This window comes from Microbacterium neimengense, assembly GCF_054782995.1.
Window position 1 is genome coordinate 518167 of sequence record NZ_BAAGRK010000003.1, and the last position, 14878, is coordinate 533044.

Genomic DNA, 14878 nt, shown 5'->3' on the forward strand with positions numbered 1-14878 from the left:
TCAACTCCGTGGGGGTGTGAGGCGCAGCCTCAATGGGTACCTGAACGGTCCGGGAGTCGGGTTGGTATGAATCATCCAACCTACCCCCGCAGGCCACGCTAGCTCTTCTCCCAGCCCACTCACAAGTCGAGGGCGTGTTATGCGGCCTTTCTTTACGTCTCCGTAATCTCGCGGTCAATGCACGACACAACCCGAAAAGCCGACAGGGGCCGGGCCCGAAGGCCCGACCCCTGTCGGCGAAGTCCGAAGGACTTACTTGAGGATCTTGGTCACCGTGCCGGCGCCGACGGTGCGGCCACCCTCACGGATCGCGAAGCCGAGGCCCTCTTCCATGGCGATCGGCTGGATGAGCTCGACCGACATCTCCGTGGTGTCACCGGGCATGACCATCTCGGTGCCCTCGGGCAGCGTGATGACGCCGGTCACGTCCGTGGTACGGAAGTAGAACTGCGGACGGTAGTTCGTGAAGAACGGGTTGTGACGGCCGCCCTCCTCCTTGGACAGGATGTACGCCGTGCCCTCGAAGTTGGTGTGCGGGGTGACCGAACCGGGCTTGACGACGACCTGGCCGCGCTCGACGTCGTCACGCTTGGTGCCGCGAAGGAGCAGACCACAGTTCTCGCCGGCCCATGCCTCGTCGAGCTGCTTGTGGAACATCTCGATACCGGTGACGATCGTCTTCTGCGTCGGGCGGATGCCGACGATCTCGACCTCGGAGTTGATCGCCAGGGTGCCACGCTCGGCGCGACCCGTGACGACGGTGCCACGACCGGTGATCGTGAAGACGTCCTCGATGGGCATCAGGAACGGCTTGTCCTTGTCGCGCACCGGGTCCGGGATGGACTCGTCGACGGCCTCCATGAGCTCGACGATCGAGTTGACCCACTTCTCGTCACCCTCGAGAGCCTTCAGGCCCGAGACGCGGACGACGGGGGCGTTGTCGCCATCGAAGTCCTGCGACGAGAGCAGCTCGCGAACCTCGAGCTCGACGAGCTCCAGGATCTCCTCGTCGTCGACCATGTCGCTCTTGTTCAGGGCGACGAGCAGGTACGGCACGCCGACCTGCTTGGCCAGCAGCACGTGCTCGCGGGTCTGAGCCATCGGGCCGTCGGTGGCGGCGACCACGAGGATCGCGCCGTCCATCTGAGCGGCACCGGTGATCATGTTCTTGATGTAGTCAGCGTGACCGGGAGCGTCGACGTGAGCGTAGTGACGCTTGGGCGTCTCGTACTCGACGTGCGAGATGTTGATCGTGATGCCGCGCTGGCGCTCTTCGGGAGCGGAGTCGATCGACGCGAAGTCGCGCTGCACGTTGGTGGCCGACGGGAACTTGTCGGCGAGCACCTTCGAGATCGCGGCGGTGAGCGTGGTCTTGCCGTGGTCGACGTGACCGATCGTTCCGATGTTCACGTGCGGCTTGGTCCGCTCGAACTTGGCCTTAGCCACTGGGTCCTCCTCAGGACGTCGTGTAGAGACTCCGGTCGCTGGGTTGCGACCGGCTCGCTACGGGGATTGTTCTCAGTGTAATAGAGAGGGGTCGTGTGAAGTTGTGAGCCAGAAGTGCGGACGGGACGAAACCGCCCCGTCCGCAGACGAGACCTCCGAGGAGATTACTCGCCCTTGGTCTTCTGAACGATCTCGTCCATGACGTTGCGCGGGACCTCGGCGTAGCTGTCGAACTCCATGGAGTAGACAGCGCGACCGGAGGTCTTCGAACGCAGGTCACCGATGTAACCGAACATCTCGGACAGCGGGACGTTGGCACGGACGACCTTGACGCCGGCCGCATCCTCCATCGACTGGATCTGGCCGCGACGGGAGTTCAGGTCGCCGATGACGTCGCCCATGTACTCCTCGGGAGTACGCACCTCGACGGCCATGATCGGCTCGAGGATGACGGGGTTCGCCTTGCGGACGGCCTCCTTGAAGCCCATGGAGCCCGCGATCTTGAACGCCATCTCCGAGGAGTCGACGTCGTGCGAGGCGCCGTCGAGCAGGATCGCCTTCACACCCACCATGGGGAAGCCGGCGAGCACGCCGACGTTCATGGCGTCCTGGAAGCCCTGGTCGGTGGGGCTGATGTACTCGCGCGGGATGCGGCCACCGGTGACCTTGTTCTCGAACTCGTACGTCTTGTCCGCCGTGACCTCGAGAGGCTCCAGCGCGAACTGGATCTTGGCGAACTGACCCGAACCACCGGTCTGCTTCTTGTGCGTGTAGTCGTGACGCTCGACGGTCTTGCGAATCGTCTCGCGGTACGCGACCTGGGGCTTTCCGACGTTGGCCTCGACCTTGAACTCGCGCTTCATGCGGTCGACGAGGATGTCGAGGTGGAGCTCGCCCATGCCCTTGATGACCGTCTGGCCGGTCTCGGCGTTCTGCTCGACGCGGAACGTCGGGTCCTCTTCGGCGAGCTTCTGGATCGCGAGCCCCAGCTTCTCCTGGTCGGCCTTGGTCTTGGGCTCGATGGCGACCTCGATGACCGGCTCCGGGAACGTCATCGACTCGAGGACGACCTGGTTGGTGCTGTCGGAGAGGGTGTCACCGGTGGTGGTGTCCTTCAGGCCGATGACCGCGTAGATGTGACCGGCGGTCACCGAGTCGACCGGCATCTCCTTGTTGGCGTGCATCTGGAAGATCTTTCCGATGCGCTCCTTCTTGCCCTTGGTCGCGTTGACGACCTGGGCACCGGAGTCGAGGTGACCCGAGTACACGCGGATGTAGGTCAGACGACCGAAGAAGGGGTGCGTGACGATCTTGAACGCGAGGGCCGCGAAGGGCTCGTCGCGGTCGGCGTGACGCTCGATGACGATCTCTTCGTCCTTGGGGTCGTGCGCCTCGATGGCGGGAACGTCCAGGGGCGAGGGGAGGTAGTCGACGACGGCGTCCAGCATCGGCTGCACACCGCGGTTCTTGAACGCCGATCCGCACAGGACCGGGTAGACCTCGGAGTTGATCGTGAGCTTGCGGATCGCGCCCTTGATCTCTGCCAGCGAGAGCTCCTCGCCGCCGAAGTACTTCTCGAGCAGCGCCTCGTCGCTCTCGGCGACCGTCTCGAGCAGCTTCTCGCGGTACTCGGCGGCACGGTCGGCCAGGTCGGCCGGGATCTCCTGGATCTCGTACTTCGCGCCCATGGTGACGTCACCCTTGGCATCGCCGGGCCACACCAGAGCGCGCATCTCGACGAGGTCGATGACACCGACGAAGTCGTTCTCGGCACCGATGGGCAGCTGCAGCACGAGCGGCTTGGCCTTCAGGCGGTTCACGATCGTGTCGACGGTGAAGTAGAAGTCGGCACCCAGCTTGTCCATCTTGTTGACGAAGCAGATACGCGGCACGTCGTACTTGTCGGCCTGACGCCACACCGTCTCAGACTGGGGCTCGACGCCCTCCTTGCCGTCGAAGACGGCGACGGCACCGTCGAGCACGCGCAGCGAACGCTCGACCTCGACCGTGAAGTCCACGTGGCCGGGGGTGTCGATGATGTTGATCTGGTTCTTGTTCCAGAAGCAGGTGACAGCGGCGGAGGTGATCGTGATGCCACGCTCCTGCTCCTGCTCCATCCAGTCGGTGGTCGCAGCGCCGTCGTGCGTCTCGCCGATCTTGTGGTTGACGCCCGTGTAGAAGAGAATGCGCTCGGTCGTCGTCGTCTTTCCGGCATCGATGTGCGCCATGATGCCGATGTTGCGGACCTTGTTGAGGTCGGTGAGCACTTCTTGTGCCACGGGGATGTCCTTACGTGTAGTGGGGTGTCTGTCGTTTCGTCTCGCTTCGCTCGCTCAACGACCGGAGAGATACCGGTCGTTGAGCGAGCGGCGAAGCCGCGAGTCGAAACGCGGCGCCGAGCTGCTGATTACCAGCGGTAGTGCGCGAAGGCGCGGTTCGACTCGGCCATCTTGTGGGTGTCTTCGCGGCGCTTGACCGCGGCACCGAGGCCGTTCGAGGCGTCGAGGATCTCGTTCTGCAGACGCTCGGTCATCGTCTTCTCACGACGACCCTTCGCGTAGCTGACGAGCCAGCGCAGCGCCAGGGTGTTGGCGCGGTGCGGCTTGACCTCGACCGGCACCTGGTAGGTCGAACCACCGACGCGGCGGCTCTTGACCTCGAGGGTGGGGCGGACGTTGTCGAGCGCCTTCTTCAGCGTCGCGACCGCGTCCTGGCCGTTCTTGGCCTCGACGCCGCGCAGCGCCGTGTAGACGATCGACTCGGCGAGCGACTTCTTGCCGTCGACGAGGATCTTGTTGACGAGCTGGCTGACGATCGGTGCGCCGTAGACCGGGTCGTTGACGACCGGACGCTTCGGGGCGGGACCCTTACGAGGCATCTAACTCAACCCTTCTTCGCGCCGTAGCGGCTACGGGCCTGCTTGCGGTTCTTGACGGCCTGGGTGTCCAGGGCGCCACGAACGATCTTGTAACGCACACCGGGGAGGTCCTTCACACGACCGCCGCGCACCAGCACGAGCGAGTGCTCCTGCAGGTTGTGGCCCTCGCCGGGGATGTAGGCGGTGACCTCGGTGCCGTTGCGGAGCTTCACACGAGCGACCTTGCGCATCGCCGAGTTCGGCTTCTTCGGGGTGGTGGTGTACACACGGGTGCAGACACCGGCCTGCTGCGGGTTCGACTTCAGCGCGGGAGCCTTGGTCTTGGTGACCTTCGGCGTGCGCCCCTTGCGAACCAACTGCTGAATAGTTGGCACGTTCTCTCCTTGTCAGTGCTGCACGGTGACAGCGTCGTGGTCTCCCCCGCCCCGGCGGATTCTTTCGATTCGTGTCGGAGAGGGCTCACGCGGACCCACCGGGGCGACAGAATGACTGACGCCCGTTTCGCTGGTGGATATGCCGTGGGGGTGGCCTGTTCGCAGGCCGTTCCCTGAGATGGTGTGCTCTTGTTCACCCTGTTCGTGCCGGGCACGACGCAGGGCGCGCGAGAGCGCACACCCGCTCAATGATACGCGCCGAATCGGGATGCGGTCAAACGACCGCGATCATCCGTCCGCCCGGACGATGCGCAGCTCCGCATCGCCGAGCAGGAAACGCTCCGCGACCTCGTGCTCGGTACCCGGGGCCACGTCGATCTCGTCCTGGGCGACGAAGACGACCACGCCGTTCGTGGAGTCCAGGTCGCTCACCATCCAGGCATCCGCACGCCGGCGAAGCAGCGCATGGGTCTTGGAGACCGTGCGCGTGTCGTCGACGACGGTCACCAGCTGCGCACCGGGGGCGGCGTGCACCGGGACCGGCCGGCGCCCGAGCACGACGGCGTCGCCGGTGAGCTCCATGGGCGATCCGTCGGGCAGCAGCAGCGCCCACTTCGGCCGACGACGTGAGGCGATGACGGTGTCCTCGACGATGTCGCCGACGCCGGGGCGCGATGCGGCGACGGATGCGGCAGCCGGCCGCGGCATCCCCGCGATCGGCGCCCCGGCCACCGCCGACACCTCACCCGAGGCCTCCGGGAATGCATCGGGCTCGGCGACGAAGGATTCCCGCAGCACGGGGGGCGCCGCAGGAGGAACGAAGGAGTCGGCCGGCGCGGGTTCTGCCGCGGCGGGAGCCTGCGGCGTCTCCGGCTCCACCCACGCAGGCGTGGCGGCCGCGGGTGCGGCCTCCTCCTCGACGATCGCCGGCTGCCACCACGACATCACGGGGGCGGGCTCGGGCGAAGCCGGCGCGACGTAAGGGTCGTCGACGGGGGCGGGGGGCCCATCGGCGGCGGGCGGCGCGTAGGGATCCGCGGTCGGCGCCGGGTACGCCTCGTAGGCGGGGGCTGCCGGAGACGGCGGAGCGTAGGAGTCCACCGCGGGCGCGGGGAACGCCGGTGCGGCGTACGCGTCGGGCGCCGGTGCGGCGTACGGATCCGCGGGAGCTGCGGCGTAGGGGTCCGCCGGCGCGTAGGGGTCGACGGCAGGCGCCGCGGGGGCGGGCGGCAGGGGCGGCTCTCCCCAGGCTCCGGCGATCGGCATCGCCGCGGTGGCCCCAGCTGCGGGTGCGCCGGGCGCCGGCGGTGCCGGAGGGATCCATGCCGACGGCGCCGGGACATCGCGGCGGGCGCCGAACTCGTCGGCGGCCGGAGCGTACTGCGGCGCGAATCCCAGGAGGTCATCGACGCCACCTGTGCTCTGGCGAACAGGGGCCTGCTCGATCGGCCTGGCGGAGCCGAATCCCAGCACGCTCGCCCAGACGGGGAAGAGCAGGGCGGCCAGAACCGTCATCCCCACCCCTTGTCCGAACATGACGTTCACGCGGTGCGCGGCGGTGATGAAGGCGACATAGACGAAGATCTGCCCGAAGAACGGGATGAGGTAGAGCAGAAGGAGCCAGGGGCTCAGGCCGCCGATCATGAACAGGACGGCGACGTTGTAGACCGGGATCCACGCCTTCCAGCCCTCGATGCCGAGCTTCGCGTACACCCGCGACAGCGCGAGTGCGCCCCAGACGTAGACCAGGAGCGAGGGCACGAGCGACACGAGAACGAGGACCACGACGGTTCCCGCGTCGGGGACCAACGGCGAGGAGTAAGCGGCGACGAGTGCGTTGAGCATGGATGAACTGCCTCAGGGAGTGGGACCGTCGAGGTCTCGGGGGTCGAAAGGAACGTCGAGCGAACGCGTCAACTCTTCCAGCATGGCGGTGATCTGCGGTTCTACATACTTCGCGACCGCTGCTTGGATGCGGATGCGGTGGTGCAGCAGGACCTGGCATACTTCGCGACCGATCAGGTTCGCGTAGTCGTCGGCCAGCGCCACTTCGTGACGCAGCGCCGCCTTGGCCTCATCGGACAACGGCGGCAGTGCGGGGATGCCCGCATCCGCGTCGGCTGCCATACCCGCGAGGGTGAAGAGAAACGGCGCACCCGGGATCGGCTCCGGATCCAGCGGCAGACCGTCGTACTCGGGCTCGAGGTTCTCGGTGGGGCGATAGCTGCGCGCCCTGTTGCGCGTGGCCTGCTGGTCGAGCTCGGACTGCAGGAGAGGGAGGTTGCGCGCCGTGTACTCCGCGACCGCGTGGTCGACGACGGTCTTCAGGCGAGTGGACAGCCCGTGCTGCACCGCATGCGGGACATCCCCGCCCAGGCCCGCGGCCGAGAGGATCGGCGAACCGAGGCAACGGCGGCACACCGCAAGACGTCCGCGGTGCGTCGCGGGCTCCCAACGGGGCAGCCAACGCAGCCAGGCGTCGACGGCCTGGCTCACCTGCGTCTCGAGCGAGCGCTCCACGCTCTAAAGGTAGCCGTCACCCGCGTCTTTCCGCGGGAAATCCGCGCATCCGGCCCGTCGCGACCGCGGTCAGCTCTCGTCCGGGCCCTCCCAGGGCCATCGGGAACGGCCCGCGTGCGTGCGAACGAGCGCGATCGCGCACCATGCGGCGGCTGCTGCGGCAAGAGCCACCACAGCCCCCTGCCAACCTGTCAGCAGACGGGCCATGAGCGCGAGCCCCACCGCCACGTCCTCCGAGGTCACGGCACCGACGATGCCCGCACTGAGGCTGTAGCAGAACCACACGGCAACCGCGACGAAGAGGGCGCCGGTGTACGCGGGGTTCCCCGGTCGGAGCACGAGAGCCGCGCCCGCGGCGTAGACCGTGCATGCGACGACGACGCCGACAATTCCGGGCGCCTGCCCGACACCCGCCACCGGAACGACCTCGACGTCGGCGAGCAGGCTCACCATCCCGAAAGCGGCGACGATCAGGGCGAAGAGCGCCGCGAGCGTCAGAGCGACGGCGACAGCCGGACGCACCGGCGGAGTCCGAGGCGCGTCCGACTGGGACATCACACCTGGTGGAGCTGCGGGCCCGCCTCGAGGGTGCGCTCGTACTCGCGCTGCGCCTCGTCGTTGAGCGCGGTGACACGACGTCCGCGGGCGGCGACCCACGCACCGAACCAGACCGTCAGCTCACGACCCAGCACGAAGGCGAGGATCGGCAGCGGCGAGAACAACGAACCCTGCAGCAGATCAGCGCCTTGACGCGCGGTCAGATCCCAGAACGGCGCCTGGAACAGGATGCCGAGAAGCGACCCAGCGTAGGCCGCGACACCGACGAGCAGGCCCCAGATGACCCAGTGCGCCCAGCGTGCACGATTGAGGATGGCGCCGAGGATCCAGAAACCGAGGTAAAAGACCACCACCGGCATCCAGAACGTCCACGAGCGGATCAGAGCGAGCGCGTAGTCGGCCGCGTCGGCGTCTGCGCCGCCGAAGCCGCCGTAGAAGTAGCCATAGGCGAAGAGCACACCGAACGACAGGACGGCGAATGCGAGGGCCGCGAGCAGGCCGATCGCACCCGCGGCACCGCGGTTGCCGCGGGGGCGGGGCGCCTCGGGCGCCTGCACGAAGATGGGCTGAGCCGCAGCGGCGGCGTAGGTCGGCTCGGGTGCGGCGACCGGCGTGGTCGCCGCGGCAGCGGCCGGGATCGCGGTCGTGGCAGCCGGCTCGGGGTCCATGGGGACGGTCTCCGGGCGGTCGTACCAGGGCACGTCGTCGGCGGCGCGGGCCCGGTCGGCCGCGGCCTCGGTGACCACGACCTCCTCGACGACACGATCGCCGTCGGGGGTCGGGGCCTCGACGACCACCACGTCCTCCTCGACGACACGCTCCGCGGCGATTTCCTGCTCTCCGGTCGCCGTGCGCTGAGCGGCCTCTGCGTCGGCCAGCGCCTCGTTCGCGTTGCCCACGACGTCGTCCACGACGACAGTCGGCTCCTCGACGGGTTCGCCGGCCGAGGGCGTCTTCTGCTCGGTCATCGCTGTCGCTCCTTCAGCGGGGGTGCACATCCGCTTCCCGAGGGTAACGCCGGGTCGCGTCGGGCCGCGTCAGGCGCGCGGCGCGCGCCGCGGCTAACCTGACCCCATGACGCTGCGCCGGAGGACGAAGACCACCCTGCTCACGACCTCGTCGGCTCTTCTCGCGCTCTTCGCCCTCGCAGCCTGCGCTCCGGATCCAGCACCCGCACCGACGGGCTCGACGCTCGGTTCACCGCCTTCGACCACCCCCACTCCTACGGCGACGGCGACGCCCACCGCGACTCCGGCCGCCATTCCCACGGACTGCCGCGAGATCCTCTCCGATGCGGTGCTCGCTCAGCTCGCCGACGTACCGCTCAACGACCCGGCGTTCGGAACGGCCGGCGCCCAGGCCGACGGAAGCCTCACCTGCATCTGGGGAAGCCCTGCGACCGACACCGGCCGGCTCACGACCACCATCTCCAAGAAGTCGCGCGGACCCGCCCTCGATATGCTCAACGCTCTCGTCGGCGAGGGCTTCACCTGCTACACGCCGAACAGCGGCACACGGTGCGAGAAGGTGTGGGTCGACCCGCAGTACCCGGTCAACGACGGACGGACGCTGTTCTGGCGCGACGATGTGCTCATCGACACCCAGTACGTCGGCCTCGCCCCGTCCGGCTACACGGATGCGGTCATCTCGCGCGTCTTCGACTGAGCGCGCTCAGTTCGGCCAGAGCTGCAGCGCGACCCGTTCGGTGTAGCGATCGGGGTGCCATCCCGTGAACACGCTCGCCAGCCAGGTGCCGTCGCGGATGACCTGGTCCTCGGAGCCTTCCGCGGTCGTCAACCGGCAGCGAACGCCGTCGCCGAAGTCACTGCACTCGTAGCCTGCGCTCTCCAGCGTCGAACGCGCGACGCGGGCGGCGTCCGCATCCACCTTCGCCACCGTCGTCACGATGGAGCCGGCGTTGATGCCGGTGAAGGTACACGAGACCGTCACCTCGGGCGCCAGCGAGGCAGCCAGCGTGGTCGCGGACACGCGCGGCGCGCTCGTGTCCTGTACCGGAACTCCGCCGGCACGCTGGGTCAGTTGCGCCCACAGCGCGTCCGTGTAGAGGGCCTGGCACAGCGGGGTCGATGAGGCGGGGGCGGGGGCGGGGGCCTCACCCTGGGCGATGGGGGCGGATGTCGAGGACCGCAGAGTGTCACCGACCATCTGGATGCCCGCCGGGATCGCGGGAACGGCCAGCACCACGAGCGCCGCCACCACGGCAGCACTTCCGAGCCCCACGACCCATGCCATGAAGCTGTTGCGTCCGCCGATCCGTGCCACCCCGACCTCCCCGATCCACGCTACGCGTCGCATCCGGCGAAGCGGGGCAGCGGCACGCGGCGTCAGGCGCGGGCGGGAATGTGATCGGCGATCCAGCCGTGGACGAGTCCCATGAACCCCGCGTGGTCGTCGCGGAAGACGGTGTGGCCCGACCCCGGCAGCACCGTGACCGTGAGCCCGTCACCGCGCATCGCTGCGGCGACGGTGCGGGTGATCAGCAGGCTCTTCTCCGCCAGCACGACCAGACTCGGCTGCCGGGGCCGACGCGGCGCGACGAGTGCGCGGGTGTCGGCGAGTCCGAGGATCGTGCGCTTGTCCCAGGCCTGCAGCGACGACAGCTCGAGGTCTATGTCCTGCATGCTCCAGCCGGGGTTCATTCGGCGCAGCATCCGCCGACGCGGTTTGGGTGCGATCGCGAAGGCGAGCTTGTACGCGAGCCCCCGCACGCCCCTCGGGAACGCGAAGGCGGGGTCGACGTAGACGGCGGCACGGGGGGCGAGGCGCTCGGCCACGATGCTGGCGACGAGCGCTCCGAGGGAGTGCCCGACGATCAGATCCGGAGCGTGCGCGAGCACGGGTTCCAACGTCTCGATGACATCCTCGGCCCAGGCGCCGGGCGAGTAGCTCCGAGCACGGGGGCTCCGGCCGTGTCCGGCGAGGTCCACGGCCAGCACGCGGAAACCCGCATGCTCGAGGTCGTCGCTCACACGGTGCCACGCCCGCGAGTCGGACATGATGCCGTGGATGAGGATCGCGGTGCGCGCACCGGAGCCTGAGGAGCGGACGGCGAGCTGCATGCCGGAAGGCTAGCCTCCGGGCCTTGGCGCGAGCCGAATGCCCGCTCTGCGACCGGGAAACGACGAAGGCCCCCGAGCCGGAGCTCGGGGACCTTCGTCGTCAGTCCGGGATCAGTTATAGGTCCCGGGGGTGAAGTCGTCCGTCGAGAAGCTGTCGAAGTCGACGTAGCTCAGGTCGGAGTCGCTGTATGCACCGTCCGAGGCGAAGATGCGGTTGGGGTACCGCTCGCTCTTGGCCTCCTCGGTCGCCTCGACCGTGACGTTGCGGTACTTCGACAGGCCGGTCCCCGCGGGGATCAGCTTTCCGATGATCACGTTCTCCTTCAGGCCCACGAGCGGGTCGCTCTTGCCCTCCATCGCGGCCTGCGTCAGAACGCGGGTCGTCTCCTGGAAGGAAGCGGCCGACAGCCACGACTCGGTCGCGAGCGAGGCCTTCGTGATACCCATCAGCTCCGGACGACCCGACGCGGGGCGCTTGCCCTCGCCGACGGTCGCACGGTTGATGTCGATGAAGCGACGCGAGTCGACCATCTCACCGGGCAGCAGCTTGGTGTCGCCGTGGTCGACCACGGTGACCTTGCGCAACATCTGGCGGACGATGACCTCGATGTGCTTGTCGTGGATCGGCACACCCTGCGACCGGTACACGCCCTGCACACCGCCGACGAGGTACTTCTGCACCTCGCGGGCGCCCATGACGCGCATGATCTCCTTCGGGTCGAGCGTTCCGACCTGGAGGGGCTGTCCGACCTCGACGCGCTGTCCGTCCTCGACCAGCAACGTCGCGCGCTTGAGCACGGGGTACACGTGCGGCTCGTCACCGTTGTCGGGCGTGAGGATGACCTTCTTCTGCTTCTCGGTCTCTTCGATCGTGATGCGTCCGTCGGCCTCGGCGATGGGCGATGCACCCTTCGGGGTACGAGCCTCGAAGAGCTCCTGCACGCGGGGCAGACCCTGGGTGATGTCCTCGGCAGACGCGGAACCACCGGTGTGGAAGGTACGCATCGTCAGCTGCGTACCGGGCTCACCGATCGACTGCGCCGCGATGATGCCGACGGCCTCGCCGATGTCGACGACCTTGCCGGTCGCGAGCGAACGGCCGTAGCACTTCGCGCAGACGCCGACGGCGGAGTCGCAGGTCAGGACCGAGCGCACCTTGATGGAGGTGACGCCGCCCTCGACCAGACGGTTGATGAGCACGTCGCCCACATCCGAACCGGCCTCGGCCAGGACCTCGCCGCTGGGGCTGACAGCGTCCGCGGCCAGCGTGCGGGCGAACACCGAGTTCTCGACATTCGCGTCCTTGATGAGCACCCCGTCGGCACCCGCGGCGGCGATGGGCAGCTCCAGCCCCTTGGTCGTGGCGCAGTCCTCCTCGCGGATGATGACGTCCTGCGACACGTCGACGAGACGACGCGTCAGGTAGCCCGAGTCGGCGGTACGCAGAGCAGTGTCGGCGAGACCCTTACGGGCACCGTGCGTCGCGATGAAGTACTCCGCAACCGAAAGTCCCTCGCGGTACGAGGAGATGATCGGACGGGCGATGATCTCACCCTTCGGGTTGTTCACCAGACCACGCATACCCGCGATGTTGCGGATCTGCAGCCAGTTACCACGGGCGCCCGAGCTGACCATGCGGTTGATGGTGTTGTCCTCGGGGAAGTTCGCCCGCATCGCGACCTGAACCTCGTCGGTCGCAGCCGTCCAGATCTTGATGAGCTCCTGACGACGCTCGGCGTCGGTGGTGAGACCCTTCTCGTACTGGGACTGGACCTTGGTGGCCTGCTTCTCGTAACCCGCGATGATCTCCGCCTTGTTCGGCGGGGTCAGCACGTCGCTGAGCGCAACGGTCACACCCGAACGCGTGGCCCAGTAGAAGCCGGCGTCCTTGATGCGGTCCAGGGATGCGGCGACCTCGACCTTGGGGTACTCCTCGGCCAGCTTGTTGACGATCTGCGACAGCTTGCCCTTGTCAGCCTGTTCGCGCACGAACGGGTAGCCCTTGGGGAGCGTGTCGTTGAAGATCGCCTGACCGAGCGAAGCGTCGACGAGACCGTGACGCTCGTAGCCCTCGGGGGCTTCGCCCTCGAGGAAGGTCAGACCGGGAACGCGGATGCGGACCTTGGCCTGCAGGTCGAGGGTGCCCTCGTCCTTCGCCAGGATCGCCTCGCCGACCGAACCGAACACGCGGCCCTCACCGACGGCACCCTCCTTGACCGTGGTCAGGTGGTGCAGGCCGATGATCATGTCCTGCGAGGGCAGGGTGACCGGACGGCCGTCGGACGGCTTCAGGATGTTGTTCGACGCGAGCATCAGGATGCGGGCCTCGGCCTGCGCCTCGACCGACAGCGGCAGGTGCACAGCCATCTGGTCGCCGTCGAAGTCCGCGTTGAAGGCGGCACACACGAGCGGGTGGAGCTGGATGGCCTTGCCCTCGACGAGCTGCGGCTCGAACGCCTGGATTCCGAGGCGGTGCAGCGTGGGAGCACGGTTGAGCAGCACGGGACGCTCGCGGATGATCTCCTCGAGCACGTCCCAGACCTCGGGGCGCGTGCGCTCGACGGCGCGCTTGGCCGCCTTGATGTTCTGCGAGTGGCCGAGATCGATCAGGCGCTTGATCACGAACGGCTTGAACAGCTCCAGCGCCATCTGCTTGGGCAGACCGCACTGGTGCAGCTTCAGCTGCGGGCCGACGATGATGACCGAACGGCCCGAGTAGTCGACGCGCTTGCCGAGCAGGTTCTGGCGGAAGCGACCCTGCTTACCCTTCAGCATGTCGCTGAGGGACTTGAGGGCGCGGTTGCCGGTACCCGTGACCGGGCGACCACGACGACCGTTGTCGAACAGAGCGTCGACGGCCTCCTGCAGCATCCGCTTCTCGTTGTTGACGATGATCTCGGGAGCACCGAGGTCGATCAGACGACGAAGACGGTTGTTGCGGTTGATCACGCGACGGTAGAGGTCGTTCAGGTCGCTGGTGGCGAAGCGGCCACCGTCGAGCTGGACCATCGGGCGCAGCTCCGGCGGGATGACCGGGACGACGTCCAGGACCATCGACGCCGGCGACATGCCGGTCGACAGGAACGAGTTGACGACCTTGAGGCGCTTGATCGCGCGGATCTTGCGCTGGCCCTTGCCCTCCGAGATCTGCAGGCGCAGGCTCTCGGCCTCGGCGGCCAGGTCGAAGCTCTCCAGGCGACGCTTGATCGACTCCGCACCCATGTGGGCCTCGAAGTACTGGCCGAAGCGGTCGACGAGCTCGTTGAAGATCTCGTCCTCGGGCTTGAGGGCGCCGACCTCGAGGGAGCGGAACTCCTCCCAGACGCGCTCGAGCTTGGCGATCTGCTCGTCACCGCGCTTGCGGATGAGAGCCATCTCCTTCTCGGCCGCATCCTTGGCCTTCTTCTTGGCGTCGGCCTTGGCGTCCTCCGCCTCGAGCGTCGCGAGCTCCTCCTCGAGGGCGGCCAGGCGAGCGGCCACACGGGCGTCGCGGCGGTCGCCGAGGTTCTTGATCTCGAGACGCAGGTTGTTCTCGTGGGTGGGGAGGTCGCGGTGGCGGCCCTCCTCATCGACGGAGATCACCATGTACGCGGCGAAGTAGATGACCTTCTCGAGGTCCTTCGGCGCCATGTCCAGCAGGTAGCCCAAGCGCGAGGGAACGCCCTTGAAGTACCAGATGTGGGTGACGGGCGCGGCGAGCTCGATGTGGCCCATGCGCTCGCGACGGACGGAGCTCTTGGTGACCTCCACGCCGCAGCGCTCGCAGACGATGCCCTTGAAGCGGACGCGCTTGTACTTGCCGCAGGCGCACTCCCAGTCGCGCGAAGGTCCGAAGATCTGCTCGCCGAACAGACCGTCCTTCTCGGGCTTCAGGGTGCGGTAGTTGATCGTCTCGGGCTTCTTGACCTCGCCGAAGGACCAACGACGGATGTCGTCGGCCGTGGCCAGCCCGATGCGGATCTGGTCGAAAGTGGTGGATTCGAGCACTGGTTCTCCTGTGTGCCTAATAAATCTCGGTGAGT

The 14878-nt window shown here is 67.6% G+C and carries 12 protein-coding genes; 1 reads left to right on the forward strand and 11 read right to left on the reverse strand.

Features of this window, described 5'->3' with window-relative positions; genetic code table 11:
* Positions 1-252 precede the first annotated feature (252 nt).
* The 8 genes from tuf to ACYVJS_RS05270 all read right to left on the reverse strand — a co-directional run bounded on the left by tuf (position 253) and on the right by ACYVJS_RS05270 (position 8744).
* A complete protein-coding gene (gene tuf / locus ACYVJS_RS05235; protein ID WP_137418064.1) occupies positions 253-1446 on the reverse strand; it encodes an elongation factor Tu in 1194 nt (397 codons plus the stop codon).
* Between the two features lie 164 nt (positions 1447-1610).
* The gene (gene fusA / locus ACYVJS_RS05240; RefSeq protein WP_274286323.1) at positions 1611-3725 is read right to left on the reverse strand and encodes an elongation factor G; all 2115 of its coding nucleotides are present in this window, start codon (positions 3723-3725) and stop codon (positions 1611-1613) included.
* A 128-nt stretch (positions 3726-3853) separates the two neighbouring features.
* Positions 3854-4324 (reverse strand): 30S ribosomal protein S7, encoded by a 471-nt coding sequence (gene rpsG / locus ACYVJS_RS05245; protein WP_137418066.1) that lies wholly within the window; start codon positions 4322-4324, stop codon positions 3854-3856.
* Between the two features lie 5 nt (positions 4325-4329).
* Positions 4330-4698, reverse strand: a complete 369-nt coding sequence (gene rpsL, locus ACYVJS_RS05250) for a 30S ribosomal protein S12 (RefSeq protein ID WP_036318318.1) — start codon at positions 4696-4698, stop codon at positions 4330-4332.
* A 288-nt stretch (positions 4699-4986) separates the two neighbouring features.
* Positions 4987-6543 carry a DUF5684 domain-containing protein gene (locus tag ACYVJS_RS05255; RefSeq protein WP_460738404.1) on the reverse strand — a complete coding sequence of 519 codons (1557 nt, stop codon included), beginning with the start codon at positions 6541-6543 and terminating at the stop codon, positions 4987-4989.
* 12 nt (positions 6544-6555) lie between these two features.
* Entirely contained in the window at positions 6556-7218 is a 663-nt protein-coding gene (locus ACYVJS_RS05260; protein WP_243233168.1) for a spermidine/putrescine ABC transporter substrate-binding protein, read from the reverse strand.
* Between the two features lie 69 nt (positions 7219-7287).
* Entirely contained in the window at positions 7288-7773 is a 486-nt protein-coding gene (locus ACYVJS_RS05265) for a hypothetical protein (protein WP_460738407.1), read from the reverse strand.
* A complete protein-coding gene (locus tag ACYVJS_RS05270; protein ID WP_460738408.1) occupies positions 7773-8744 on the reverse strand; it encodes an ABC transporter in 972 nt (323 codons plus the stop codon). The genes ACYVJS_RS05265 and ACYVJS_RS05270 overlap by 1 nt, the downstream gene beginning before the upstream one ends.
* Before the next feature lie 106 nt (positions 8745-8850).
* Here ACYVJS_RS05270 and ACYVJS_RS05275 point away from each other — a divergent pair, with 106 nt between their 5' ends.
* Positions 8851-9441, forward strand: a complete 591-nt coding sequence (locus tag ACYVJS_RS05275) for a hypothetical protein (protein ID WP_460738410.1) — start codon at positions 8851-8853, stop codon at positions 9439-9441.
* Positions 9442-9447: 6 nt separating this feature from the next.
* On the opposite strand, the gene ACYVJS_RS05280 is transcribed toward ACYVJS_RS05275, so the two are convergent.
* The 3 genes from ACYVJS_RS05280 to rpoC form a co-directional block, all read right to left on the reverse strand.
* On the reverse strand, positions 9448-10059 hold the full coding sequence (locus ACYVJS_RS05280) for a hypothetical protein (protein ID WP_460738412.1): 612 nt from the start codon (positions 10057-10059) through the stop codon (positions 9448-9450).
* Between the two features lie 62 nt (positions 10060-10121).
* Positions 10122-10856, reverse strand: a complete 735-nt coding sequence (locus tag ACYVJS_RS05285; protein ID WP_460738414.1) for an alpha/beta fold hydrolase — start codon at positions 10854-10856, stop codon at positions 10122-10124.
* 111 nt (positions 10857-10967) lie between these two features.
* The gene (gene rpoC / locus ACYVJS_RS05290; protein WP_460738416.1) at positions 10968-14843 is read right to left on the reverse strand and encodes a DNA-directed RNA polymerase subunit beta'; all 3876 of its coding nucleotides are present in this window, start codon (positions 14841-14843) and stop codon (positions 10968-10970) included.
* Between the last annotated feature and the right edge of the window lie 35 nt (positions 14844-14878).